This window comes from Bradyrhizobium sp. BR14999, from assembly GCF_056106085.1.
Genome location: NZ_CM148536.1, coordinates 206584 through 230731, shown reverse-complemented (window position 1 = coordinate 230731; position 24148 = coordinate 206584). Strand labels below are relative to the sequence as shown.

General features: G+C 64.0%; 22 protein-coding genes. 11 read left to right on the top strand and 11 right to left on the bottom strand.

Features of this window, described 5'->3' with window-relative positions; genetic code table 11:
- Positions 1 to 109: 109 nt before the first annotated feature.
- The 4 genes from ACR9YP_RS01055 to ACR9YP_RS01040 form a co-directional block, all read right to left on the bottom strand.
- Positions 110 to 568 (bottom strand): DUF3237 domain-containing protein, encoded by a 459-nt coding sequence (locus ACR9YP_RS01055; RefSeq protein ID WP_438104552.1) that lies wholly within the window; start codon positions 566 to 568, stop codon positions 110 to 112.
- Positions 569 to 783: 215 nt separating this feature from the next.
- Positions 784 to 2103, bottom strand: a complete 1320-nt coding sequence (locus ACR9YP_RS01050) for a TRAP transporter large permease (RefSeq protein WP_091890463.1) — start codon at positions 2101 to 2103, stop codon at positions 784 to 786.
- 2 nt (positions 2104 to 2105) lie between these two features.
- Complete coding sequence (locus ACR9YP_RS01045; protein ID WP_128936689.1) at positions 2106 to 2615, bottom strand: TRAP transporter small permease; 510 nt, start codon at positions 2613 to 2615, stop codon at positions 2106 to 2108.
- A gap of 246 nt (positions 2616 to 2861) precedes the next feature.
- Positions 2862 to 3878 (bottom strand): TRAP transporter substrate-binding protein, encoded by a 1017-nt coding sequence (locus ACR9YP_RS01040; RefSeq protein WP_438104554.1) that lies wholly within the window; start codon positions 3876 to 3878, stop codon positions 2862 to 2864.
- 258 nt (positions 3879 to 4136) lie between these two features.
- On the opposite strand from ACR9YP_RS01040, the gene pobA reads away from it, so the two are divergent.
- Together pobA and ACR9YP_RS01030 are read left to right on the top strand one after the other, a co-directional pair.
- Positions 4137 to 5306 (top strand): 4-hydroxybenzoate 3-monooxygenase, encoded by a 1170-nt coding sequence (gene pobA, locus ACR9YP_RS01035; protein ID WP_438104556.1) that lies wholly within the window; start codon positions 4137 to 4139, stop codon positions 5304 to 5306.
- A gap of 247 nt (positions 5307 to 5553) precedes the next feature.
- Positions 5554 to 5970 (top strand): PaaI family thioesterase, encoded by a 417-nt coding sequence (locus ACR9YP_RS01030; RefSeq protein WP_091890450.1) that lies wholly within the window; start codon positions 5554 to 5556, stop codon positions 5968 to 5970.
- 127 nt (positions 5971 to 6097) lie between these two features.
- Here ACR9YP_RS01030 and ACR9YP_RS01025 read toward each other — a convergent pair whose 3' ends face one another.
- On the bottom strand, positions 6098 to 6982 hold the full coding sequence (locus tag ACR9YP_RS01025; RefSeq protein ID WP_438104558.1) for a LysR family transcriptional regulator: 885 nt from the start codon (positions 6980 to 6982) through the stop codon (positions 6098 to 6100).
- A gap of 121 nt (positions 6983 to 7103) precedes the next feature.
- On the opposite strand from ACR9YP_RS01025, the gene ACR9YP_RS01020 reads away from it, so the two are divergent.
- Complete coding sequence (locus tag ACR9YP_RS01020) at positions 7104 to 7724, top strand: pyridoxamine 5'-phosphate oxidase family protein (RefSeq protein ID WP_474218820.1); 621 nt, start codon at positions 7104 to 7106, stop codon at positions 7722 to 7724.
- A gap of 205 nt (positions 7725 to 7929) precedes the next feature.
- On the opposite strand, the gene ACR9YP_RS01015 is transcribed toward ACR9YP_RS01020, so the two are convergent.
- Genes ACR9YP_RS01015 through ACR9YP_RS01005 form a run of 3 tightly spaced genes read right to left on the bottom strand, consistent with a single transcriptional unit; the run spans position 7930 to position 11474 of the window.
- Positions 7930 to 8661 carry an ABC transporter ATP-binding protein gene (locus tag ACR9YP_RS01015; RefSeq protein ID WP_091890442.1) on the bottom strand — a complete coding sequence of 244 codons (732 nt, stop codon included), beginning with the start codon at positions 8659 to 8661 and terminating at the stop codon, positions 7930 to 7932.
- Entirely contained in the window at positions 8658 to 10427 is a 1770-nt protein-coding gene (locus ACR9YP_RS01010; RefSeq protein ID WP_091890439.1) for a branched-chain amino acid ABC transporter ATP-binding protein/permease, read from the bottom strand. Before ACR9YP_RS01010 ends, ACR9YP_RS01015 begins: the two co-directional genes overlap by 4 nt.
- Positions 10428 to 10433: 6 nt before the next feature.
- Positions 10434 to 11474, bottom strand: a complete 1041-nt coding sequence (locus tag ACR9YP_RS01005) for a branched-chain amino acid ABC transporter permease (RefSeq protein WP_474218819.1) — start codon at positions 11472 to 11474, stop codon at positions 10434 to 10436.
- A gap of 176 nt (positions 11475 to 11650) precedes the next feature.
- Here ACR9YP_RS01005 and ACR9YP_RS01000 point away from each other — a divergent pair, with 176 nt between their 5' ends.
- The 8 genes from ACR9YP_RS01000 (at position 11651) to ACR9YP_RS00965 (ending at position 19901) form a co-directional block, all read left to right on the top strand.
- On the top strand, positions 11651 to 12172 hold the full coding sequence (locus tag ACR9YP_RS01000) for a MarR family winged helix-turn-helix transcriptional regulator (protein WP_091890436.1): 522 nt from the start codon (positions 11651 to 11653) through the stop codon (positions 12170 to 12172).
- A 317-nt stretch (positions 12173 to 12489) separates the two neighbouring features.
- On the top strand, positions 12490 to 12759 hold the full coding sequence (locus tag ACR9YP_RS00995; protein WP_091890433.1) for a helix-turn-helix domain-containing protein: 270 nt from the start codon (positions 12490 to 12492) through the stop codon (positions 12757 to 12759).
- Positions 12760 to 12799: 40 nt separating this feature from the next.
- Positions 12800 to 14800 carry a hydrogenase 4 subunit B gene (gene hyfB / locus ACR9YP_RS00990; protein ID WP_474218818.1) on the top strand — a complete coding sequence of 667 codons (2001 nt, stop codon included), beginning with the start codon at positions 12800 to 12802 and terminating at the stop codon, positions 14798 to 14800.
- Positions 14797 to 15753 carry a respiratory chain complex I subunit 1 family protein gene (locus ACR9YP_RS00985; RefSeq protein WP_474218817.1) on the top strand — a complete coding sequence of 319 codons (957 nt, stop codon included), beginning with the start codon at positions 14797 to 14799 and terminating at the stop codon, positions 15751 to 15753. Before hyfB ends, ACR9YP_RS00985 begins: the two co-directional genes overlap by 4 nt.
- 3 nt (positions 15754 to 15756) lie before the next feature.
- Positions 15757 to 16419 carry a hydrogenase-4 component E gene (locus ACR9YP_RS00980; RefSeq protein ID WP_091890424.1) on the top strand — a complete coding sequence of 221 codons (663 nt, stop codon included), beginning with the start codon at positions 15757 to 15759 and terminating at the stop codon, positions 16417 to 16419.
- Positions 16416 to 17855, top strand: coding sequence for a hydrogenase 4 subunit F (locus ACR9YP_RS00975; protein WP_091890421.1), 1440 nt, complete (start codon positions 16416 to 16418; stop codon positions 17853 to 17855). The genes ACR9YP_RS00980 and ACR9YP_RS00975 overlap by 4 nt, the downstream gene beginning before the upstream one ends.
- Positions 17856 to 17858: 3 nt before the next feature.
- Positions 17859 to 19373, top strand: a complete 1515-nt coding sequence (locus ACR9YP_RS00970; protein ID WP_474218816.1) for a hydrogenase large subunit — start codon at positions 17859 to 17861, stop codon at positions 19371 to 19373.
- Positions 19374 to 19376: 3 nt separating this feature from the next.
- Positions 19377 to 19901, top strand: coding sequence for an NADH-quinone oxidoreductase subunit B family protein (locus ACR9YP_RS00965; RefSeq protein WP_438104566.1), 525 nt, complete (start codon positions 19377 to 19379; stop codon positions 19899 to 19901).
- Positions 19902 to 19971: 70 nt separating this feature from the next.
- On the opposite strand, the gene ACR9YP_RS00960 is transcribed toward ACR9YP_RS00965, so the two are convergent.
- From ACR9YP_RS00960 to ACR9YP_RS00950, 3 genes are all read right to left on the bottom strand, one after another.
- On the bottom strand, positions 19972 to 21255 hold the full coding sequence (locus ACR9YP_RS00960) for a glycerate kinase type-2 family protein (protein ID WP_438110519.1): 1284 nt from the start codon (positions 21253 to 21255) through the stop codon (positions 19972 to 19974).
- A 191-nt stretch (positions 21256 to 21446) separates the two neighbouring features.
- Positions 21447 to 22676 (bottom strand): ABC transporter substrate-binding protein, encoded by a 1230-nt coding sequence (locus tag ACR9YP_RS00955; protein WP_438104568.1) that lies wholly within the window; start codon positions 22674 to 22676, stop codon positions 21447 to 21449.
- A gap of 178 nt (positions 22677 to 22854) precedes the next feature.
- Positions 22855 to 24081 carry an ABC transporter substrate-binding protein gene (locus ACR9YP_RS00950; RefSeq protein ID WP_474218815.1) on the bottom strand — a complete coding sequence of 409 codons (1227 nt, stop codon included), beginning with the start codon at positions 24079 to 24081 and terminating at the stop codon, positions 22855 to 22857.
- Between the last annotated feature and the right edge of the window lie 67 nt (positions 24082 to 24148).

The window sequence follows — 24148 nt, the reverse complement described above, 5'->3', positions numbered from 1 at the left end:
GCCCTATCCTCGTCATTGCGAGGAGCTCTTGCGACGAAGCAATCCAGGCTGCCGCCGCGGAAAGATTCTGGATTGCTTCGCTGCGCTCGCAATGACGAGGTAGCGAGGATCACATCACCTGGTGCACATCGATCACCACGCGGTCTGCATGGCGCGCCGCTGAGCCGATGAAAATATGTTCCATCAGCCAGCGGTATTTTTGGTGCCCGGTCTCAAACCTCGGCACGGTGCGGAAATAGATCAGCTTCGGATCGACCGGCTCGCCGCGCTTGAGCTTTTGCAGCAGCTCCACCGGGCCGAAGCGCATGCCCTTGTTCTCGACATAGACGGTCGCGCCGTCGTCGGTCTCGAAGGCGTATCTGGCTTCGAGATCGATCAGCTCGTTGGGGCGGATGGTCTGGAAGTCGGCGCCGAACGGCAGCACCTTGCCTGTGATTGCGCCCGTCACCTCGCCGCCGATGATCGGAATGATGCGGCGCACGCCGATTCCGGTCTCGCCCGCAGTGACGACGTCGCCGATACGAGCGGTGATGGTGAAGGCGTATTTTGTGTCGAGGGTGGGAGTCATCGGTTACCTCTGAACTGACTATGACGAACGGCGCGTTTTACCCTCCCCTGGAGGGGGAGGGTCGGCTCGCAGCGCATGAGCGCTGCGAGACGGGGTGGGGTGATCTCTCCGCTCAGGCAGTATTCAATGCGGAGAGACCGTCACCCCACCCCGCTCGCGCTTTGCGCGATCGACCCTCCCCCTCCAGGGGAGGGTAAGTGACGATCTTCGATCAGCTAATGCGCCATCATGCGCGTCGGCAGCCAGGTCGCCAGCAGCGGGAAGGCGATCAGGATCACGAGGCGCACCAGATCCGTCGCCACGAACGGGATCACGCCCTTGAAGATGGTCGAGAACGAGACGTCCTTCACCACGCTTTTGATGACGAACACGTTCATGCCGACCGGCGGGTGGATCAGGCCGAGCTCGACGGTCATGACGATGATGACGCCGAACCAGATCGGGTCGAAGCCGAGATGCATGATCACGGGGAAGATGATCGGTACGGTCAGGATGATCATCGCCATGGCGTCCATCAGGCAGCCGAGCACGAGATACATCACCATGATCAGCGCCAGCACGCCGTAGGGACCGAGGCCGAGGCCCGTCAGGAACTCCGTCACCTTCTGCGGTGTCTGCGTCACCGTCAGGAAGTAGCCGAAGATCAGGGCGCCGATCAGCACGGTGAACACTGCGGCCGCGGTGCGCGTCGCCTGCAGCAGTGAGGCCAGCACCTTCTCGCGGTCGAGCCGGCCGGTCAGCACGCCGATGATGAAGGCGCCGGTGGCGCCGACGCCGCCGGCCTCAGTCGGCGTGAAGCGCGGCAGGAACGGCAGGCCGTAGAGGCCGCCGATGACGAACACGAACAGCAGCACCGGCGCCCAGATGTCCTTCAGACCAGCAAAGCGCTCGCGCCACGACAGCACCTTGCCCTTGGGCAGGAAGTCGGGCCGGAAATAACCGATCAGGCCGATCGTGATCATGTACATGGTCATCGCCAAGAGGCCCGGGATGATGCCGGCGATGAAGAGTTTTCCGATGTCCTGCTCGGTGATGATGCCGTAGACCGCGAGCACGGTGGAGGGCGGCAGCATCGCGCCCAGCGTGCCGCCTGCCGCGATCACGCCGGTGGCAAACGATTGCGGATAGCCGAAGCGGCGCATCTCGGGATAGGCGACGGCGGAGAAGGTGGCGGCGGTCGCGACCGAGGAGCCACAGATCGCGGCAAAGCCGCCGCAGGCACCGACGGTGGCGATGCCGAGCCCGCCGCGCAGGTGGCCGACAAAGCCGTTGGCGGCGCGGAACAGCTCGCGGCTCATGCCGGAATTGCTGACGAACGAGCCCATCAGCAGGAACATCGGAATGACGCCGAAGGTGTAGTCAGTGACCGTGCGCATCGAGGTCTGGCCGACCAGCTTCAGCGCCGGCGTCGCGCCGACCAGATAGGAGAAGCCGGACACGCCGACGAGGCCCATGGCCATGCCGACAGGCACGCGCAGCAGCATCAGCACAAACAGGGAAACGAAGCCGATTACGGCGACGGCATCGGTGCTCATGATTACTCCGTCGCCTTCAGCTTGGGGTCGTGCATCTCTTCGGGATGGAAGATCAGCCGGTAGGTGCGGATCGCGATCAGCAGCACGGCGGAGACGTCGCCGATCCAGGCGATCGCGAAGAACGGCCAGGTCGGCATATGCATGTCGAAGGTTTGGACGTTGTCATTGTAGGTGCCGCGCACCTTGTCGAACAGCGTCCAGGTCTGAACGGTCACGACGAACAGCAGCACCAGCGTTGCGAACACGTCGATCCAGCGCTGATAGCGCGGCCCGACATTGCCCCAGACGAGGTCGACCGTGATGTGGGTGCCGCGATAAGACGTCGCCGCGATGCCCCAGAAGATGAGGATGCCGAGCAGCATGCGGCCGATGTCAAAACTGTCGGGGATCGAATAGTTCAGCGTGTTACGCAGCAGCACCGACAGGAAAATGTCGAGCGCGACGAGGCCGACGAAGCCGGCCGCGATCCATTCGATCGTGTCGATAAAGCGGTCCATCCAGGCGCGCTTCATGGGTGTGTCCTATCGCGAGATGTCATTTTTTGATCCGGTCTCGCCGCGCACTCCGCCTCTCCCCGCGTGCGGGGAGAGGCCGGAATTCGCGCGTGAGCGCGGATTCCGGGTGAGGGGGCTCTCCGCGAGTTCATCTGTCACCATCTTTGCGGAAGCAGCCCCTCACCCCAACCCTCTCAGCGCGAGCGAAGCTCGTCGCGCCCCCGTAAGAACGGGGAGAGGGAGGAGAATGGCCGCAGCTTCGAGTTACTCCGCCAGCGCGTTGTACTTCTTCAGCGATGCCTTGAGATCCGCGAGCGCCGCATCCGGATCGGCGCCAGCCTTCTTGGCGCCGTCGCTCCAGGTCTTGACCAGCGGCTCGGCGGCCTTCTTCCAGGCCGCGGTCTGCTCGGCCGTCAGCTTGTAGACCTCGTGGCTCGATTCCGCCTTCACCTTGTCGATGCCGGCATCCTCGAACTTGCCCCAGTGCTCGCCGACCGCGCCGGCCATCTCGACCGTGCAATTCTTGTCGATCGCGGCCTTCTGCTTGTCGGACATTGCATTGTACTTGTCCTTGTTGATCACGAACACGAAGGTCGTGGTGTAGAGCGGCGCCTCCATGTCGTATTTGGTCACCTTGTCGATACCGAACAGCACCAGGGAGCCCCAGGGGAAGGTGACGCCGTCGGCGACTCCGCGCTCGATGATGTCGCGCACTTCGGGCGCGGAGGACTGCACGTTGGTGCCGCCGAGCGAGGTGACGAAATTCGCCATGGTGGCGTGAGCGGGACGGATCTTCAGGCCCTTCACGTCCTCGGGCACCACGATCTTCTTGGTACGTGAGTGGAAGGAGGAGGGCGAGTGGACGAAGGCGAGGCAGTACTTGATGTCCTTCATCTCCTTCTCGGCATATTTGCGGTACCAGGCATCCAGCCCCATCGAGCCGCCCTTGGCATCCGAGATCAGGAACGGCAATTCGCCGGCGCCGATGATCGGGAAGCGGCCGGGCTGGTAACCGGGATTGACATAGGTGACGTCGGCGATGCCGTCGCGCGCCATGTCGTAATGATCGAAGGCCTTGCCGAGCTGCTGGGCCGGAAACACCTTGCCCTTGATGGTGCCGCCGGAATCCTTCTCGACCGCGGCCGCCCAGTCTTCCAGCGATTTCTGCAGGGGATGCGAGGCCGGCACCCAGTGCGAGATCTTCAAATCGAAGGTCTTGTCCTGCGCGAACGCAGGCGTCACGCTTGCTGCCAGCAGCAACGCCAGACAGACTTTCCTCATCACGCGTCTCTCCCTGTTTTCGACGACCGGCTTCGATGGCCCGGTCTCGTTAATTAACATGTTATCTAATTGGCCGGCGTGTTCAAGCCGGAACTGGCGCGCCCCCTCTCGCGTCATCTATGTCAGCCATGTTGCATGGATTTGTCGCTGCTTGGGCGACTCCCTTTTGCCCAACAATTATATGATATAATTATCGCCTGCGGGCCGGCGCGACAAGCAGGCCGCGACGAAAGCTTATAGCATCGGAAGGAGCAAGTATTGCGGACAAAAGTCGCAATCATCGGGGCCGGGCCGGCCGGATTGTTGCTTGGGCAACTTCTGCGCACTTATGGCATCGACAATGTCATTCTGGAGCGGCAGAGCCCGGACTATGTGCTCGGCCGCATCCGCGCCGGCTTGCTGGAGGAGGGGACCGTCGCGCTGCTCGACCAGATCGGCGCTGGCGCGCGGGCCCATGCCGAAGGCTTGGTGCATGAAGGCATCGAGCTCGCCTTCTCCGGCCAGCGTCACCGCATCGACATGAAGGGCGCGACCGGCAAGACGGTGATGATCTACGGCCAGACCGAGGTCACGCTCGACCTGATGAATGCGCGCAAGGCCGCAGGTCTCGTTTCGGTCTACGAGGCCAAGGACGTGCAGCCGCATGATTTCGACGGCAGTCACCCGCGCGTAACTTACGTCAAGGACGGCGTCACCCACACGATCGATTGCGACTTCATCGCCGGTTGCGACGGTTTCCACGGCGTCAGCCGCGCCAGCGTCCCGGCCTCGGCGATCGAGGAGTTCGAGCGGGTCTATCCGTTCGGCTGGCTCGGCATCCTCTCGGATACGCCGCCAGTCAGCCACGAGCTGATCTATTCCAACCATGCCCGCGGCTTTGCGCTCTGCACCATGCGCTCGACCAAACGAAGCCGATACTATGTGCAGTGCGCGCTCGACGACCATGTCGACCAATGGCCGGACGACCGCTTCTGGGACGAATTGAAGCGCCGGCTCGACCAGGAGGCGGCCGCCAGCCTCGTCACGGGACCGTCGATCGAGAAGAGCATCGCACCCTTACGCAGCTTCGTCGCCGAGCCGATGCGCTTCGGCCGGATGTTTTTGTGCGGCGATGCCGCGCACATCGTTCCGCCGACCGGCGCCAAGGGGCTGAACCTCGCCGCGTCCGACGCGCATTATCTGTCGAGCGCGCTGCGCGAGTTCTACGACGAGAAATCCAGCGCCGGGATCGACGCCTATTCCGCCAAGGCGCTGGCACGGGTCTGGAAAGCCGTGCGCTTCTCCTGGTGGATGACCTCGATGCTGCACAAATTCCCCGACACCGGCACCATCGGCGCCCGCATCCAGCTCGCCGAGCTCGATTACGTCACCCAGTCGCAGGCCGCGATGACCTCGCTGTCGGAGAATTACGTCGGGCTGCCGTTTTAGGCCGTGCCGGCGCCACATACTCCGTCATTGCGAGCGTAGCGAAGCAATCCAGGAATCCCTCCGCGGAGGCAGTCTGGATCGCTTCGTCGCATCAGCGCAAAATTGCCTTGCAATTTTGTCGCGAGCTCCTCGCAATGACGGGAGTGCCCATTCAAACGCTCCCGCAAATCCCGTTTAAAACTTTGTAGGTGATGCGTTCGTCATGTCTATCGCGTTCAATGGCAACGATCAGCAACGCGAGACAGCAATGACCGCCACCGACATCCCCGCCGGCTTCGAGCCGCATTTCCGCAAAGCCCCGCTCACCGATCCCTGGGAGCCGCTCTATTCGAAGAAGACCGAGAAGGGCGTCACCGTGGGACTGCGCCTGGCGCAGCCGCACACCAACGCGCGCGGGCTGATCCACGGCGGGCTGATCGCGGCGCTGGCCGATGCCGCCATGGGCTATAGCTGCGCCCAGGCGACGGGCTGGACGACTTCGTTCGTCACGATCTCGCTGTCGGTCGACTATGTCGGCGCCGCCGAGATCGGCCAATGGCTCGCGGTCGAGGGCGAGGCGATCAAGACCGGCTCTACGATCTGTTTCGCGCAATGCCTGGTGAAGGCCGATGATGCCGTGATCGCGCGCGCCAGCGGCACGTTTCGCGTCGTGCCGAAGAAGTAGTTCTCGCGTGCCCCGGACGCAGCGCCCTCTTCGGCGATGCGCTGCTGAGCCGGCGCCCATCCATCCGCGGCTCCCTCTTGGCCTTCCGTGTCCCGGCTCTGCTCCGCGGCGCATCCGGGACACGCACTTACCCAAACCTCCACTCCGCCGTCTCCACCACGAGATCGACGAACGCGCGCACCTTGGCCGAGAGCAGGCGCGAGGTCGGGTAGACGATGTGGATCGGCAGCGCCGGCTGCTCGTATGCCGCGAGCACGATCTTCAGTCGCCCGCGCTTCAGCCCTTCGGCGGCCTGATAGGCCAGCACCCGCGTCACGCCGCCGCCGGCCTCGGCATATTGCAGCGCCGCGTCGGCGCTATTGCTGATGAAGCGTGGCGCTGGCGTCACCTCGAAGTCGCGGCCGTCGCGCAGGAAGCGCCATGCGGACCAGGGACCGAACTGGATGGTCTGGTGTGCGGCGAGCGCTTCCGGCGTCTTCGGCTCGCCACGGCGCTTCAAATAGTCCGGCGCGGCCACCACGATCCGCCGCATCTCGCCGACCTGGCGCGCGACCAGTGAGGAATCGGCGAGATGGCCGATGCGGACGGCGGCGTCGACCGCGTCTTCCACGAGATTGACGAGATGGTCGGACAGCCGTAATTCGGCGGCGACTTCGGGATAGCGTTTGAGGTAAGCGGTCATGACCGGCCCGACATGGAGCCGGCCGAAGCCGACCGGAGCCGACACCACGAGGCGACCGCTCGGCCGGTTGCGCTCCTGCCGCGCCGAGCCGTCGGCCTCCTCGACGTCGGCGAGGATGCGGCGGGCGCGTTCGAGATAGCGCGTGCCGACATCGGTCAGCGTCACCTGTCGCGTGGTGCGCTGCAACAGTCGCGCGCCGAGATGCTCTTCCAGCGCCGCGATCAGGCGCGTCACCGCCGAGGGCGACAGGCGCAGCCTGCGCGCCGCCGGCGCAAAGCCGCGCAAATCGGCGACGGTGACGAAGACGTGCATGGCTTCGAGCCGGTCCATGGCATTATTGCATATATTGCAATGATGAAGTGTCAAGCGGCCAGATTGTTCTGGCGGCAGGCAAGTCCATGTTAACTGGCGAAAGACGCAAGCATGCGCCGGAATTCCAGGAGACGTTCCGATGACGACAGCAGCCCAGCCCTATGTCAGCGACGTCGCCTTCTCGCGGGCGGTGAAGGCGATCCAGGCGCGCAAGGGCTCGCGCGAGGCCTATGCGCGTAGCGAGCAGCGCGGCTGGCGCACCGAGGTCGACGACAACCTCGCGGCCTTCCTGGCTGATGCCAACAGCTTCTATTTCGCCACTGCATCAGTGGACGGCCAGCCCTACATTCAGCACCGCGGCGGCCCGAAGGGATTTCTCAAGGTGCTTGACAAGCAGACGCTCGCCTTCACCGACTATGCCGGCAACCAGCAGTTCATCACCCAGGGCAATCTCTCGGAGAATCCCAAGGCCTACATCTTCGTGATGGACTACGCCCATCGCCGCCGGGTGAAGATCTGGGGCGAGGCGCGCGTCGTCGAGGACGACGAGGCGCTGACCACGTCGCTGATGCCGAAGGGCTACCGCGCGCGGCCGGAGCAGGTGATCCTGTTCAAGATCGCGGCGTGGGACACCAACTGCCCGCAGCACATCCCGCAGAAGTTCGATGCGGGCGATGTTGCCGCGGCACTGGCGGCAAGGGATGCGAGGATCGCGGAGCTGGAAGCGGAGGTCGCGGAGTTGAAGGAGAAGGCGGGCTAACCTTTGATCTTCAAGTAAAAGCGTTAGCCACGAGCACAGTGCACCCTCTCCCCTTGTGGGAGAGGGTGGCCCGCCGCAAAGCGGCGAGACGGGTGAGGGGTCTCTCTCCTAACGGGCGGTTTCACGATTCGAGAGGACCCCTCATCCGGCGCTTCGCGCCACCTTCTCCCACAAGGGGAGAAGGGAAGAGGGGCTCACTACAAAATTAGATCGCACTCTCACCTTCATGCTGGAAGCCGAGATAGCTGGCCGCCACCCGCTCGTTCGCGGCGATGTCGCTGGCCTTGCCGCTGAGCATGAACTCGCCGAGCTCCATGACATAGGCGTGGTCCGCGATTTTCAGTGCGGCCTGCGCGTTCTGCTCGACCAGCAGGACGGAGACGCCGCTGGCGCGCAGCTCGGTGACGATGCGGAAGATGTCGGCGACGATGATCGGGGCGAGGCCGAGGCTCGGCTCGTCCAGCATCAGCAGTTTCGGCTCGCCCATCAGCGCACGGCCCATCGCGAGCATCTGCTGCTCGCCGCCGGAGAGCGTGCCGGCGAGCTGCTTGCGCCGCTCCTTCAACCGCGGAAACAGGGTGTAGACGCGCTCGATCGAGGACTTCGCCCGGCTTCGCTCGATGCGGAAGGCACCGAGCTCGAGATTGTCCTCGACATTCATGGTCACGAACAATTCGCGGTGCTCGGGGACGAGCCCGAGCCCCATCGCGACGCGATCCTCGATGTCGAGGCGGGCGAGATCCTGGCCGGCAAAGGCGACGCGGCCCTTCAGCGGCAAAATGCCCATGATGGCCGAGAGCAGCGTGGTCTTGCCGGCACCGTTGGCGCCGACGATGGTGACGATCTCATTGGTGCCGACCTCGAGCGAGACTGAACGGACGGCCTCGACCTTGCCGTAAGCAACGTGCGCGTCGGTGACGGACAACAGCGTGCTCATGCCGCCACTCCGAGATAGGCCTTGATCACTTCGGGATTGGTCTTGATCGTGGCGGGGGTGCCTTCCGCGATCTTGGTGCCGAAATCGAGCACCACGATGCGGTCGGCGAGGTTCATCACGAAGCCCATGTCGTGCTCGACCAGGAGCACGCTCATGCCGCCGTCGCGCAGCTCGCGCAGCAGCGTCGCGAGCCGCTGCTTCTCCATGTGGCGCAGGCCGGCGGCCGGCTCGTCGAGCAGCAGCAGCATCGGGTCCACGCAGAGCGCGCGCGCGATCTCGACGATGCGCTGCTGGCCGAGCGACAACGAGCCTGCGAGCTGATGCATCTGCTCGGCAAGGCCGACGCGCTCGATCTGGCGCGCGGCTTCCGCGAGCAGCTTGGCCTCATCGGCGCGGTCGAGCCGCAGCATCGAGGAGATCGGCCCGGAATGGCCGCGCAGATGGGCGCCGATCGCGACGTTCTCCAGCACGGTCATGTCAGGCACCAGCTTGACGTGCTGGAAGGTGCGGGAGATGCCGAGCTTGACGATCTCTTGCGGCGGCGCCTTGTCGACCTTCTTGCCGAGCACCGAGATCGAGCCTGCGGTCGCCGACAGCACGCCGGTGATCAGGTTGAACGTCGTGCTCTTGCCGGCGCCGTTCGGTCCGATCAGCGCGACGATTTCGCGGGCCTGGACGTCGAAGGAGACGTTGTTGACCGCGACCACGCCGCCGAACTGCTTTCGCGCCTTGTCGACCTGGAGCAGGATGCTGGACTCGCCGGGCGCGCGGGGGCGATGCTCCAGCTTCAGCGAGGTATCGGGCTTTCTGCCACTGGTGCGCTCGGGCAGGAACGACATCAGCCAGGGCCAGAGGCCGCCGGGCGCGAGTTGCAGCAGCGCCACCAGCATGATGCCGAAAACGATGGTCTCGACCTGGCCGGAGCCGGGCAGGATCAGCGGCAGATAGCTTTGCAGCACCTCTTTCAGCACCACCACGATCGCCGCGCCCAGCACGCCGCCCCAGACATAGCCGGCGCCGCCGACCACCGCGATGAAGAGATATTCGATGCCGGCCTGCGCGCCGAACGGCGTCGGGTTCACCGCGCGCTGGAGATGCGCGTAGAGCCAGCCGGAGAGGCCGGCGAGCACCGCGGCATGGATGAACACCAGCAGCTTGGCGCGCGGCGTGTGCACGCCGAAGGCTTCCGCCGCGACATGGCCGCGCCTGAGTGCGCGGATGGCGCGGCCGGTGCGGGAGTCCAGCAGGTTTATCGTCAGCAGGGCCGAGACGATGACCGCGACCCAGATCGCGTAATAGATCGAGCCGGGCGAGAGCATCTTGAACGCGCCGATCGACAGCGGCGGGATCGCCGAGATGCCGTCGTTGCGGCCCAGAAACTCCAGCTTGCTGAACAGATAGAACAGGCCCAGTCCCCAGGCGAGCGTGCCGAGCGGCAGATAATGGCCGGAGAGGCGGACGGTGATCAGCCCGAGCAGCACTGCCAGCGATCCGCTGACGACGAGCGACAGCGGCAGGGTCAGCCACGGCGACAGGCCGTAGGCCGTCGACAGCACCGCGGTGGTGTAGGCGCCGAAGCCGACGAAAGCTGCCTGACCGAAAGAAGTCAGGCCGCCGACGCCGGTGAGCAGCACGAGGCCCATCGCGACGAGCGCGGCAAGGCCGATATTGTCGAGCAGCACGATCCAGAACGGCGGCATCCCGGGAACGAACGGGATCGCCGCCATGACAAGCGCGAAGACGAGGATGGGAAGCCGGCTCTGCATCGCGCGTCAGTCCTTCTCTTCCTCGACCGCGGGCGCGGCGAGCGAGCGCAGCAGCAGCACGGGGATCAGCAGCATGAAAACGATCACCTCCTTGTAGTTGGAGGCATAGAAGGACGAGAACGCCTCGACGATGCCGACGACCAGCGCCGCGACGGCGGTGAGGGGGTAACTGACCAGGCCGCCGATGATCGCGGCGACAAAGCCCTTCAGGCCGATCAGGAAGCCGGAGTCATAATAGAGCGTCGTGATCGGCACGATCAGGATGCCCGATAGCGCGCCGATCACGGAGGCCAGTAGGAAGGCGATCTGCCCCGACAGCGTGGTGCGGATGCCGGCGAGCCGCGCCCCTAACCGGTTCACCGCGGTCGCGCGCAGCGCCTTGCCGTAGAGTGTCAGCCCGAAGAAAAGCCAGAGCCCGACGATGAAGGCAACGGTGATGGCGTAGACGGTGATGCTCTGGCCGGTGAAGCGCAGCGCGCCAGCGGTGAAGGCGCCGGACAGCACGGCCGGCCCGCGCTGGCCTTCGGCGCCGAAGAACAGCAAGCCCAGCCCCTGCATCGCGAGATGCACGCCGACTGATGCGATCAGCAGCACCAGCACGGAGGTGTGCGCCAGCGGCTGGAATGCGATCCGGTAGAGGTACAGGCCGATCATCGCGACGATCACCAGCGACAGCGCGATGCAGATCGCGACCGGCGGCTTCTGGGCGGCGAAGTACAGGGTCAGCGCCAGCACGATGGCCGGCAGCACGATGTTGGTGAGGATGCTGCGCAGGACCAGCCGCCCGTGCAGCGCCTTGCGCGCGACGAAGAGATCGAAGGCGAAGGCGCCGATGCCTAGCGCCAGTGCGAGCTTTGCCGTGCCCGGCATCTGGCCCGCCGCCAGCGAGGCATAGGTCAGCGCGCCATAGGTGACGAATTCGCCCTGGGGAATGAGGATGACGCGGGTGACGGCGAACACCAGCACCAGCGCCAGGCCGAGCAGCGCATAGATCGCGCCATTGGTGATGCCGTCCTGCACCAGGAACAGCATGATGGTGGTATTCAAGACCGGACGCTCCCCCTAAAGATAAGGACCGGTCCTCCCGATTGTGGTGGACGGTCCGCTCACAGCCATTGAAAAACGTTGGCGATATTTGATATGGTTCATAACAATTATCAAATATAACATCAAGGGTGGGGAACGACCCGTCCCGAACTTAGCGGGATTACGAGCACGAGGCGATGACCGTTTCCAAAACCGCTGAGAAGTCCTCCGAAAAGCCTGCCGATACGGCCAAGGGTCGCAAGGATGCGTCCGAGCCGCAGGCCGAAGCGCTCCAGCTCGGCGAGCTCTCCGAGCAGCTCGGCTATGTGCTGAAGCGGGCCCAGCTCAAGGTGTTCGAGAACTTTTTGCGCTGCATGGCCTCGCTCCAGCTCACGCCGGCGCAATTCTCGGTGCTGCTGCTGGTCGAGAAGAATCCGGGCCGGAACCAGACCGAGATCGCCTCCACGCTCGGCATCCTCCGGCCGAACTTTGTGGCGATGCTCGACAATCTCGAAAGCCGCGACCTATGCGCGCGGATCCGCTCCACCAACGACCGCCGCTCGCACATCCTGGTGCTGACCGACAAGGGCAAGGCCGTGCTGACCCGCGCCAAGAAGCTCGTCGCCACCAAGCACGAGGCCCGGCTGAACGACCTGCTCGGGCAGAGCAACCGCGAGGCCCTGATCGGGATGCTCGCGAAGATCGCCAACGAGTTTTGAGGCGGACAGTCATTCCCGGATGCGCGCGAGCGCGCCCCCGGAATCTCGCGCCGCATTTATGCGGTCATCATGCCCGGGCTTGACTAAAGCGCGATGACATAATGCGCAATTGCGCATTGGGGTTCGTGCCACACGCGCCCCAGAATGACGGTGGGGCGGGACGAGCCCGGCTATGATGGCGGAGTGCGGGGGCATGAGCTCGGAGGACATCGAACGGGAATGATGCGTTGCACCCAGAAAATGATGCTTGAAACGTCATTTTGCGCGTCTTAAGCTTGGTAAATCAAGCGCTGTAACCGCCACGGACATTCTGCCCCGTGATCACCGCCGCGCAGCTTCGAGCCGCCCGCGCCTTGCTCAGGATCGACCAGCGTGAACTCGCGCAGCGCTGTTCGCTGTCGCTGCCGACGATCCAGCGCATGGAAGCCTCCGAAGGGGTGATCCGCGGCAATGTCGATTCCCTGGTGAAGCTGGTCGACGCGCTGTCGGTTGCCGGCATCGAGCTGATCGCCGAGGGGGCAACGTCGAGCGCCGGGGGGCGCGGTGTGCGGCTGAAGTCTCCACCCCCGAGCGCAGGTGGCCAATAGCGATGATGACGCGCGCGCAAATCATGATCCAGGAGCGGCTATGATCGCCGTGGCGCTATGGTCTGTGGCGGCCCTGCTGGCGCTGGCGCCTGCGGGAGTCGTGCTGTCGACGCGCCCGCGCGGCTCGATCATCCTCTACGGCGGATGTCTGATCGCCACGTCGACGCTATGTGTCACGGCGCTGTCAGATCTGCTCTATTTCCCTCATCTGACGCCGAGCGCGACACTGCCGATCGGCCTGCCCTGGCTCGGTGCCCATTTCCGGCTCGATGCGCTGTCCGCGTTCTTCCTCGTCGTCGTCAATCTCGGCGGCGCCGCCGCGAGCCTGTTCGCGCTGGGCTACGGCCGGCACGAGGACTCCCCCGGCCGCGTGCTGCCGTTCTATCCTGCCTATCTCGCAGGGATGAACGTCGTAGTGCTGGCAAACGATGCCTTCAGCTTCCTGGTCGCCTGGGAATTCATGTCGCTGACCTCCTGGGCGATGGTGGTGTCGCATCACCGGGAGGCCGAAAATGTCCGCGCTGGCTATGTCTATCTTTTGATGGCAAGTTTCGGCACGCTGGCGCTGCTGCTCGCTTTCGGCCTGCTCGCGAGCGGTGCTGGTTACGATTTCGATGCGATCCGAGCCTCACATCCTTCCGCTGCGCTGAGCGGCGTGGTGGTGATCCTCATGCTGCTGGGCGCCGGCTCCAAGGCTGGCCTGGTGCCGCTACACGCTTGGCTGCCGCTCGCCCATCCCGCCGCACCCAGCCACGTCTCTGGCCTCATGAGCGGCGTCATGACCAAGGTCGCCGTCTACGGCTTCGTGCGCATCGTCTTTGATCTTCTGCCCGAACCGGTGTGGTGGTGGAGCATGGTGGTGCTGCTGGTCGGCGGTCCGTCGGCGACGCTGGGCGTGCTCTATGCGCTGATGCAGCGCGATATCAAGCGCGTGCTCGCCTATTCAACGATTGAGAATATCGGCATCATCTTCACCGGCCTCGGGCTGGCGCTGGCTTTCAAGGCGGAAGGGCTCGACTGGGTGGCGGCGCTCGCTTTCACCGCGGCGATGCTGCATGTATTCAATCATGCGCTGTTCAAGAGCCTGTTGTTCTTCGGCGCCGGCGCGGTGCTGGGAGCAACCGGCGAACGCGACATGGAGAAACTCGGCGGGCTGATCCATCGCATGCCGAAGACGGCGTTCGCGGTGCTGGTCGGCTGCGTCGCGATCTCGGCATTGCCGCCATTCAACGGCTTCGTTTCGGAATGGCTGACCTTCCAGGCGATCCTGCTCTCACCCCAGCTGCCCTCTTGGGGCCTCAAGCTGATCATTCCGGCGGTCGGCGGTTTGCTGGCGCTCGCGGCCGCCTTTGCCGCGGCCTGCTTCGTCAAGCTCTATGGCATCAGCTTCCTCGGCCGGCCACGTTCGGATGTCGCGGCGTCGGCACATGAGACCGACCGCTTCTCGCTGACCGCGATGCTCGTGCTTGCCGCTTTCTGCCTCGTTGCCGGCATCCTGCCCGGGTTGTTCATCGATGCGCTGGCGCCGGTGAGCAAGAAAATGGTCGGCAACATTATGCCGCATCAGGTCGGATTGCAGTGGCTCACCATCGTGCCGATCGCGGAAAGCCGCAGCTCCTATAACGGCCTTCTGGTGTTCCTGTTCGCGGCACTCTGCGGCACGACGGCGGCGACAGCCATTCACCGTTTCGCCTCCGACCGCTTACGCCGCGCGCCTGCTTGGGATTGCGGCTATCCCGATCCGAACCCAGCGATCCAGTACTCAGCCTCCAGCTTCTCGCAGCCGATCCGCCGCGTGTTCGGCAGCGTCATCTTTGCCGCAAGCGAGATCGGCGAGATGCCGCCGCCGTCCTCGCCGGTTCCTGCGCGGCTCCGGGTCGAACTGCACGATCTGATCTGGGATGTGCTGTACGCGCCGATTGCGAAGCTCATCGGCTTTGCGACGGACCGCATCAATATCTTGCAGTTCCTCACCATCCGCCGCTACCTGACGCTGGTCTTCGTGGCGCTAATCGTGCTGCTGCTGGTGGTGGCACTATGAACGCGCTGAGCGACATCCTCTCCCAGGGCGCCCAGATGTCGCTGGTGCTGGGGGGCGCGCCGCTACTGACGGGTTTCGTGCGGAAGGTGAAGGCTCGGCTGCTACGCCGGCGCGGGCCGCCGCTGCTACAACCCTATCGCGACCTCATTCGCCTGATGCGCAAGGACGTCGTGCTCGCGGACAACGCATCCTGGCTGTTCCGCGTCATTCCTTATTTGATCTTCGCGGGCACCTGGGTCGCCGCCTCGCTGGTGCCGACTTTCGGCAATGGCCTGTTGTTCTCCTGGACCGCCGATCTCATCGCCATCATTGCGCTGCTCGGCAGCGCCCGTTTCTTCCAGGCGCTCGCCGGCATGGACGTCGGCACCGCCTTCGGCGGCATCGGCTCCAGCCGCGAGGTCATGATCGCCTCCCTCGCCGAGCCCGCGATGCTGATCACAGTGTTCTCGGTCGCGATGATCGCTGGCTCGACGCAGCTCCCCAACGTGGCCGAGTTCATGGGCTCCGACGCGGTCGGTCTGCGTGTGTCCCTGGGCATGGCGTTTGTGGCACTGACCATCGTAGCGCTGGCGGAGAATGCCCGTATCCCCGTCGATAACCCCGCCACCCATCTCGAGCTGACCATGGTGCACGAGGCCATGGTGCTGGAATATTCGGGGCGGCATCTCGCGCTGATCGATCTGTCGTCGCATCTCAAGCTCCTGCTCTATGTCTCGCTGATCGCCTGCGTGTTCCTGCCATGGGGCACGGCGACTGTGGACGCGGGCGCTGGGAGGCTCGTCTTTGGCGCGCTACTCTATTTCGGCAAGCTGGCGGTACTTGGCTTCTTGCTCGCCGTGTTCGAGACGTCGATCGCCAAGATGCGCGTGTTCCGGATTCCGGAGTTCTTGGGCGCGGCGCTGATGCTGGCATTGCTTGCCACCCTGTTGCGCTTCGTGTCGGGGAGCCTCTAAGAGATGAGCAGCCTGCAATTCGACATCGCCCATCTGCTCGCCGGCTGCCTCGTGCTGGCGAGCTTCATGATGCTCTATCAGGACCGGCTCTATGCGCTGCTCAATGTCTATGCGCTGCATGCCAGCGTGCTGGCGCTATCGGTAGCCTGGCAGGCCTATGTGCAGCAAGCGCCGCATCTCTATGTCACGGCGCTGATCGCGCTGGTCTTTAAGGCCATCATCATCCCGGTGGCGCTGCACCGGATCATCAAACGGCTCGGTATCCACCGCGAGATCGAGAATGTGATCGGCATCGGGCTGACCATGATGGCTGGCATCGGCCTCGTCGCGCTGTCGATGGTGGTGATGCTGCGGGTGACGCCGAGCGCCGATGCGCTCGCGCGCGAGGACCTTGCCTTCGCGCTGTCGGTGGTGCTGTTGGGGCTCCTGATCATGGTTACGCGACGCAACGCCGTGAGCCAGGTCGTCGGATTCATGTCGCTGGAGAACGGGCTGGTGCTGGCGGCAACCGGCGCCAAGGGCATGCCGTTGGTGGTCGAGATCAGTGTCGCCTTCTCGGTGCTGATCGCCTTCATCGTGATCGGCGTCTTCCTGTTCCGCATCCGCGAGCGCTTTGACAGCGTGGACGTGCAGGAACTTGATCGTTTTCGCGGAGAGCGGCGATGAGCATCGACGCCCTCAGCGCCATCCTCTTGATCCCGGCCCTTTCGGCGGCGGTGCTGGCAATTTTGCCCGGCTACCGACTGACGGCGAAGCTGAACGTAGTGGCAGCGCTCGCGACCTTCCTTACCTCGCTCTCGCTGTTCGTGGTCGAGCCAGTATCGGGGCAGTATCTGCTGATGGACGACCTCAACAAGGTCTTCATCGTGTTGACCACCTTCGTCAGCCTCACCACATCGGTGTTCAGCGCAAGCTACATCCAGCACGAGATCGAGATCGGGCGCCTGGCGCCGGCGTTCCTGCGCTTCTATCACGCGATGTATCAGACGCTGATGTTCGCGATGAACCTCGCGCTCGTCGCCAACAATATCGGCCTGATGTGGGTCGCGGTTGAGGTGGCGACGCTGACGACCGTCCTGATGGTCGGCATCTACCGTACCCATGAGGCGCTGGAAGCGGCTTGGAAATATTTCATCCTCGGTAGCGTCGGCATCGCGCTCGCGCTGTTCGGCACGATCCTGGTCTATATGGCGGCGCGCCCCGTGGTGGGCGAGGGGCTGGACGGCATGGTGTGGACGGTGCTGGTGAAGCACGCCGCACAGTTCGACCCGGCGTTGCTCAACGTCGCCTTCGCCTTCCTCCTGCTCGGCTACGGCACCAAGGTCGGTCTCGCACCGCTGCATGCTTGGCTGCCGGATGCGCATGCCGAGGGCCCGACGCCGATCTCGGCGGTGCTGTCCGGCCTGTTGCTCAATGTCGCGCTCTATGCGCTCCTGCGCTTCAAGATGATGCTCGCGGTAAACTCCGCGGCGATCGCGCCGGGTCCGTTGATGGTGACCATGGGTCTGATCTCGGTGATTTTCGCCGCGCTGATGCTGTACCGGCGCCGCGACATCAAGCGGATGTTCGCCTATTCCTCGATCGAGCATATGGGCATCATCGTCTTTGCCTTCGGCATGGGCGGGCCGCTCGCGAATTTCGCAGGGCTGTTGCATATGACCATGCATTCGCTGACCAAGTCGGCGATCTTCTTCGCGGTCGGCCATATCGCACAGGTCAAGGGCACACAGAAGATCGCCGATATCGGCGGGCTCACGGTGACCAACCCCGCGCTCGGCTGGGGCCTGATGCTCGGTGTCATCGCCATCGTCGGGCTGCCGCCGCTCGGCATCTTCATGAGCGAGTTTCTAGTGGTGAGCTCGACTTTCGCCCGCGCGCCCTGGCTGACGGTAATCTTGGTGCTCGGCATCATCATTGCGCTCGGCGGGCTTTGGTTGCGGATCGGCGCGGTGATGTTCGGCGAGCCCAAAGGCAAGACCGCGCCGGCTGAAGCCTCCTACGTACCGATGTTCACGCACCTCGGATTGGTGCTGATGGCCGGCATCTATCTGCCGCCGGTGCTGGTCACCGGCTTCCAGAACGTCGCGAAGCTCCTGGGGTAAGCCATGGGCATCCTCGACAGCATCTCCCATATCCATGCGGTGTCGTCGCATCGGCCCTGGCCGCGCGCGGTCGTGACGGAGGCGGGCTGGCAGGCGGCGATCGATCGACTGGTCGAGGGAAGCCTCACACTGCTTGGCTTCTGGGGCGAGCCGACCGCGGTGCATATGGCGATGCTCGATGGCGGCTCGGCCGAGATCGCGGTCGTGACCTACGAGTGTACGGCCAGCACATTTCCAAGCGTCGCCAGTCGTCATCCGCCGGCGCTTCGGCTGGAGCGTAGCATTCATGATCTGTTCGGGCTTATTCCAACCGTCGCTGACGATCTGCGGCCATGGCTCGATCACTATGTCTGGGGAAAATCCTATCCGCTCTCGGGCCGCAACGCATCGCGAGACGTGCGGCCATACCAGTTCCTACCGGCCGAGGGCGAGGCGTTGCACCAGGTGGCGGTCGGCCCCGTCCACGCCGGGACCATCGAGCCCGGCCATTTCCGCTTCACCGCCAATGGCGAGCATGTGGTGCGGCTGGAGCAGTGGCTCGGCTACACCCACAAGGGTATCGAGTCGCTGATGCAGGGCGCGAGCCTCGAGGCCGCGGCAAAGCTCGCCAACCGCACCTCCGGCGACAGCGCCGTCGCCTATGCCTTCGCCTTTGCGTGTGCCGTGGAAGCGGCGCTGCAGATCGAGGCGCCTCGGCAAGCGACGCTCTTGCGGGCGCTGATGGCGGAACTGGAGCGCCTCGCCAATCATTTGGGCGACATCGGGGCCATCTGCAACGACGCTTCGTTCGCGCTGATGCATGCCCAGACCGGCATTTTGCGTGAGCGCTGCTTGCGCGCTGCGAATGTCGCGTTCGGCCATCGCCTGATGATGGACGTCATCGTGCCCGGTGGTGTGACGCGTGACATCGCGCCGGACGGCGTTGCCGCGCTGCGCGCGCTGCTCGCCGAGCTACGAAAGGTCTTTCCGCGCTTGATCGAACTCTATGACAACACGGCGTCCTTGCAGGATCGCACCGTCACCACGGGCATCGTGAAGGCGGAATATGCGCGCCAGTTTGGCGCCGGCGGTTATGTCGGCCGCGCCTCGGGCCGCGATTTCGATGCGCGGCGGGCGATTGCCTACACGCCTTACGACGCGTTATCGTTCGAGGTGCCGGTACTACAGGCCGGTGACGTGAACGCGCGGGTCTGGATCCGAATCCGCGAGGTCGAGCAGAGCGTCGAGTTGATCGAGCAGATCCTCGACCAACTTGGGCCGGGAGAGCTCGCAACCGTGCTGCCTCCCAGGATCGGCCACGGTGCCTGTGAAGGCATGGCGCTCGCCGAGGCCTTCCGCGGCGACGTTCTGGTGTGGCTGCGGCTCGATGACGAGTTGCGCGTCGAACGCTGCCACCTGCGCGACGCGTCGTGGTTCCAGTGGCCGCTGCTGGAAACCGCGATCGAGGGCAACATCATTGCCGACTTTCCGCTCTGCAATAAGTCGTTCAACTGTTCCTATTCGGGCGCGGACCTCTAAGCCATGCGCAAGACCCTGCTCGAAAGCCTCACTCACGGTTCGCTGACGGAGCCCGCGCCGGCGCCGGACGAGTCGGTGCTGGCGGAGCTTGCAACGAAAGTCAACCGCGCCGCCCAGGCCAGGCTTGGGCGTTCTCTTGCCATTCGCGAGGTCGATGCCGGATCCTGCAACGGCTGCGAACTGGAGATCCACGCGCTGTCCAACGCCTTCTACGACATCGAACGTTTCGGCCTGCGCTTCGTCGCCTCGCCGCGCCACGCCGACGTGCTGCTGGTCACGGGTCCGGTGACGAAGAACATGCGACAGGCGCTGGAGCGGACCTACAACGCGACGCCCGATCCGAAATGGGTCGTCGCGGTCGGCGGCTGCGCGATCGATGGCGGCATTTTCAGAGGCAGCTACGCCTGCGTTGGCGGCGTGTCCGAGACCATTCCGGTGGATTTGCACATCAAGGGCTGCCCGCCGTCGCCGACGGACTTGTTGAAGGGCCTGCTCGCGCTGCTGGAGCACGTCAACCGCAAGCGCTAAGCCGCACCCACACACTCCTCAAGGCCGTCATGGTCAGGCCAAGCCGCGATGGTGTCGAACAGGGCGAGCCCTAATCCACCAGGATCACCCTGATATCGTTCACGTTGGTCAGCGTCGGTCCCGGCATGAGCAGATCGCCGGTCGCCTCGAAGAAGGTGGTCGCGTCGTTGTTGTCGAGATAGGCCTGGGGCTTAAGCCGCTGCGCCTTCATCCTGGCAAAGGTCGCCGCGTCGATCAGCGCGCCGGCAGGGTCGGTGGGATGGCCGGCGCCGCCATCGGCGCCGTCGGTGTCGCCGGCCAGCGCCGAGATGCCAGCCGTGTCCTTCAAGAGGCTGGCGAGCGCCAGTGCGTATTCCTGGTTCGGTCCGCCGCGCCCATTGCCGCGCACCGTGACCGTGAGCTCGCCGCCGGAGAGGATCGCGACGCGCTTGCCTTGCGCGCGCGCTTGCAGCGCGAGCTTGGCATGATCGGCAGCGACCTCGCGGGCCTCGCCTTCGAGATCGGCGCCGAGGTCGATGGTCTCGTAACCGGACTCGCGCGCGAGCTTCACCGCCGCGTCGAGCGATTGCTTGGGCCGCGCGATCAGCTCGAAATGCGCGCGCGCGAAGGCGGCGTCGGCGGGCTTGCAGCTTTCGTTGGCGGGATCGTCGAGCGCGCGGCGCACGGCCTCGTCGATGGCGAGCTTGTATTTCGCCACGATCGCGCGCGCATCGGCCAGCGTGGTCGGATCCGGCACGGTGGGGCCGGAGGCAATCGCGGAAGGGTCGTCATGCGGCACGTCGGAGATCGCCAGCGTCACGATCTCGGCGGCATTTTTGCCGGCGCGCGCCAGCCGGCCGCCCTTGATCCGCGACAGATGCTTTCTGACCGTGTTCATCTCGCCGATCGGCGCGCCCGAACGCAGCAGCGCCTTATTGACCGCCTGCTTCTGCGCGAAGCTGATGCCGTCGACCGGCGCGATCCAGTTCGCCGAACCGCCGCCGGTGAGCAGCACCAGGAGGAGATCGTCAGGGCCGGCCTCGCCTGCGAGCGCGAGCGTGTCGGCCGCGCCCTTCAGGCCGGCCTCGTCAGGCACGGGATGGCCGGCCTCGACCACGCGGATGCGGCGCGTCGGCACGCCGTAGCCGTGGCGCGTGGTGGCGATGCCGAGCAGCCGCTCCGGCGCGAGCTCGAGCGTGTCGAGATAATGCCGCTCGGCGGCCGCGGCCATCGCGCCTGCGCCCTTGCCGGCGGCGAGGCAGATCACGCGTCCTTTGGGCGCGGGCCTTAAGTGCGGCGCCAGAATTGTGCTCGGATGGGCGGCGGCAACGGCGGCGTCGTAGAGCGCGCGGAGCAGGGGACGTCGGTCGATCATGACGAAGGCCTTCGGCAGACAGGAGAGACTGGCGGCAAACGCGCCCGCCACATGCCTACCGCATCACGCGCCAAAGCGTAAGCGGGCTTTGCCACCATTCGATTATGCAATCGCGTAATCATAATCGGCGCTCAAGCAAAAACCCCCTGCGCGATCAGCGCAGGGGGTTTCTCGACACCTGTTTCAGACGGCTAACCGCCGGCTTCCGCGTTGATCACGTCGCCGAACAGCTCCCAGCGCTCGCCCTTGAAGCGCTGCAGTTGCAGCGAACTGATCGGCGCGAAATCGGTCGGCGACGTGTTGATCTTGATCCCGGGCAGCAGCACCTCGGTGCGGAAGTCCTTCAGGCTGGCCGCCTGTTTCATGACGTTCGCGCGCGTAAGGTCGTCGCCGCAGCTCTTCAGCACCTGGACCAACGTCTGCGCGACGCCGTAGCCGACGATGGTGCCGCCGTCGGTCTTGTCGCCTTCGGGGAAGTATTTCGCCATGAAATCGAGGAATGCCTTCATGCCGGCGTCGTTGGCCCATTGCGTGTCGGTGGTGTCCTTCAGATAGGCCGCCGAGATTATACCCTGCGCGTTTTCGAAGCCTGCCGGTTTGATCACGCTTCCGACTGAGGCCGAAACGTTGTTCAGAAAGTGGGTCGGTTTCCAGCCGATCTCGGCATTCTTCTTGATGGCCTGCGCCGCAAATTTCGGCGTGGTGATGTTGACGAAGATATCAGCGCCCGTCGCCTTCAGCTTGACGATGTGATTGTCAATGGTCGGCTCCGACGTTTCATAGCTTTCCTCGGCCACGATCATGCTCGCGGCCTTCGAACCAAGGCCGTCCTTCAGGCCTTTGAGATAGTCCTTGCCGTAATCGTCGTTCTGAAACAGAACGGCAATCTTCGCGTTCGGCATCTCCTTCAGGATGTATTTCGCGTAGATCTGCGTCTCGCTCTGGTAATTAGGCTGCCAGCCCATGGTCCAGGGGAAGTCCTTCGGATCGTTCCATTTGGTGGCGCCGGTGGCGACGAACAGCTGCGGCACCTTCTTCGAGTTCATGTATTTCTGGATCGCCGTGTTCGGCGGCGTGCCGAGCGAGTTGAAGATGAGCAGCACCTCGTCGCTCTCGACCAGCTTGCGCGCCTGCTCCACCGTCTTCGGCGGCGAATAGGCGTCGTCGTAGCTGATGAAATTGATCTTGCGGCCGTTGATGCCGCCCTCGTCGTTGATCTTCTTGAAATAGGCGGCTTCGGTCCGCCCGATGATGCCGTAGGCGGAGGCCGGTCCGCTGTAGGGCATGATGTTGCCGATCTTGATCTCGGTGTCGGTCGCGCCGGTATCGTACTTTTTCTGGGCCGATGCAGTGGAGGCCGAGGCCGCAATGAGCGCGAGCGCCAGTGACGCGGCCGCAAGTTTGCCGGTGACAGTGGGCATTCCAATCTCCCTATTTTCTTGATGTGTGCGTCCTTCTTCTTGGCTTGATCGTTTTTGGTGACGCAGCCCGCAATTCAATACGATTTGCCCAAGAGCTTCAAGGAAAAGCCCCTGCGGCAAGGCCGCAGGGGCTTCGTCTTTAGTCGATCGGGGTTACGTCTTTAGCGATTGGTTAAGGTCAGCCGCCGACGTCGCCGCTCAAGATGTCACCAAATCGCTCCCAATGCTCGCCCTTGAAGCGGATCAGTTGCAGCTGCGAGAGGGGCGCGAAATCGGTGGCCGAGGTGTTGACCTTGATGCCCGGCAACAGGCCGGCCGGCTCGTAGTCCTTGATATTGGCGGCCTGCTTCATGATGTTTTCGCGGGTCAGATTGTCGCCGCAGGATTTCAACACGTGCACCAGGCCTTGCGCGACAATGTAGCCGTACATCACGGAGGCGTCGGCGCGGTTGGCTTCCGGATAGTACTTATCCAGGAATTCGTTCCAGGCGATCATCGCCGGATCGCTCTTCCATTGTGCGTCGGTCGGGTCCTTGAAATATTGCGAGGAGACGATGTCCTGGGCGTTCTCGAAGCCGGCCGGCTTGATCACGCTGCCGATCGAACCCGATACGTTGTTGAGGAAGTGCAGCGGCTTCCAGCCGATCTCGGCATTCTTCTTGATCGCCTGTGCCGCGAATTTCGGCGTCGTGATGTTGAAAAACACGTCGGCGCCGGTCGCCTTCATCTTGACGATGTGGGAGTCGATGGTCGGCTCCGATACCTCGTAGCTTTCCTCCATCACGATCATCGAGGCCTTGGCGCCGAGCCCGTCCTTGAAGCCCTTCAGATAGTCCTTGCCGTAATCGTCGTTCTGGTAGAGCACGGCGATCTTGGCGTTCGGATGGTTCTTCAGGATGTACTTGGCGTAGATGATCGACTCGCTCTGGTAGTTGGGCTGCCAGCCCATGGTCCAGGGGAAGTCCTTCGGATCGTTCCATTTGGTGGCGCCGGTTGCGACGAACAGCTGCGGCACCTTCTTCTGGTTCATGTATTTCTGGATCGCGGTGTTCGGCGGTGTGCCGAGCGAGTTGAAGATCAGCAGCACCTCGTCGCTCTCGACGAGCTTGCGTGCCTGCTCCACCGTCTTCGGCGGCGAGTAGGCGTCGTCATAGGTGACGAAATTGATCTTGCGGCCGTTGATGCCGCCCTCGGCGTTGATCTTGCGGAAATAGGCCTCCTCGGTCTTGCCGATCACGCCGTAAGCGGAGGCTGGCCCGCTATAGGGCATGATGTTGCCGATCTTGATTTCGGTGTCGGATGCGCCGGTGTCGTATTTCTTCTGCGCCAGGGCTGTCGTGGACAGGGTGGCAGCCAGCACGAGGGCAGCCGAGAAGGCCCCCAATCGCACATGCATTGCAGGCATCTTGATCTCCCTAGGTAGGTTTGAATGTGCCGTGTTCTTGATCGGAAGCGATCGTTGCGCGTCGCTC

What these genes read in the sequence shown, in the direction of transcription:
- ACR9YP_RS01055 (WP_438104552.1), bottom strand. Translation starts at nt 568, where the DNA reads ATGACTCCCACCCTCGACACAAAATACGCCTTCACCATCACCGCTCGT.
- ACR9YP_RS01050 (WP_091890463.1), bottom strand. Translation starts at nt 2,103, where the DNA reads ATGAGCACCGATGCCGTCGCCGTAATCGGCTTCGTTTCCCTGTTTGTG.
- ACR9YP_RS01045 (WP_128936689.1), bottom strand. Translation starts at nt 2,615, where the DNA reads ATGAAGCGCGCCTGGATGGACCGCTTTATCGACACGATCGAATGGATC.
- ACR9YP_RS01040 (WP_438104554.1), bottom strand. Translation starts at nt 3,878, where the DNA reads ATGAGGAAAGTCTGTCTGGCGTTGCTGCTGGCAGCAAGCGTGACGCCT.
- ACR9YP_RS01030 (WP_091890450.1), top strand. Translation starts at nt 5,554, where the DNA reads ATGACCGCCACCGACATCCCCGCCGGCTTCGAGCCGCATTTCCGCAAA.
- ACR9YP_RS01025 (WP_438104558.1), bottom strand. Translation starts at nt 6,982, where the DNA reads ATGGACCGGCTCGAAGCCATGCACGTCTTCGTCACCGTCGCCGATTTG.
- ACR9YP_RS01020 (WP_474218820.1), top strand. Translation starts at nt 7,104, where the DNA reads ATGACGACAGCAGCCCAGCCCTATGTCAGCGACGTCGCCTTCTCGCGG.
- ACR9YP_RS01015 (WP_091890442.1), bottom strand. Translation starts at nt 8,661, where the DNA reads ATGAGCACGCTGTTGTCCGTCACCGACGCGCACGTTGCTTACGGCAAG.
- ACR9YP_RS01010 (WP_091890439.1), bottom strand. Translation starts at nt 10,427, where the DNA reads ATGCAGAGCCGGCTTCCCATCCTCGTCTTCGCGCTTGTCATGGCGGCG.
- ACR9YP_RS01000 (WP_091890436.1), top strand. Translation starts at nt 11,651, where the DNA reads ATGACCGTTTCCAAAACCGCTGAGAAGTCCTCCGAAAAGCCTGCCGAT.
- hyfB (WP_474218818.1), top strand. Translation starts at nt 12,800, where the DNA reads ATGATCGCCGTGGCGCTATGGTCTGTGGCGGCCCTGCTGGCGCTGGCG.
- ACR9YP_RS00985 (WP_474218817.1), top strand. Translation starts at nt 14,797, where the DNA reads ATGAACGCGCTGAGCGACATCCTCTCCCAGGGCGCCCAGATGTCGCTG.
- ACR9YP_RS00980 (WP_091890424.1), top strand. Translation starts at nt 15,757, where the DNA reads ATGAGCAGCCTGCAATTCGACATCGCCCATCTGCTCGCCGGCTGCCTC.
- ACR9YP_RS00975 (WP_091890421.1), top strand. Translation starts at nt 16,416, where the DNA reads ATGAGCATCGACGCCCTCAGCGCCATCCTCTTGATCCCGGCCCTTTCG.
- ACR9YP_RS00970 (WP_474218816.1), top strand. Translation starts at nt 17,859, where the DNA reads ATGGGCATCCTCGACAGCATCTCCCATATCCATGCGGTGTCGTCGCAT.
- ACR9YP_RS00965 (WP_438104566.1), top strand. Translation starts at nt 19,377, where the DNA reads ATGCGCAAGACCCTGCTCGAAAGCCTCACTCACGGTTCGCTGACGGAG.
- ACR9YP_RS00960 (WP_438110519.1), bottom strand. Translation starts at nt 21,255, where the DNA reads ATGATCGACCGACGTCCCCTGCTCCGCGCGCTCTACGACGCCGCCGTT.
- ACR9YP_RS00955 (WP_438104568.1), bottom strand. Translation starts at nt 22,676, where the DNA reads ATGCCCACTGTCACCGGCAAACTTGCGGCCGCGTCACTGGCGCTCGCG.
- ACR9YP_RS00950 (WP_474218815.1), bottom strand. Translation starts at nt 24,081, where the DNA reads ATGCCTGCAATGCATGTGCGATTGGGGGCCTTCTCGGCTGCCCTCGTG.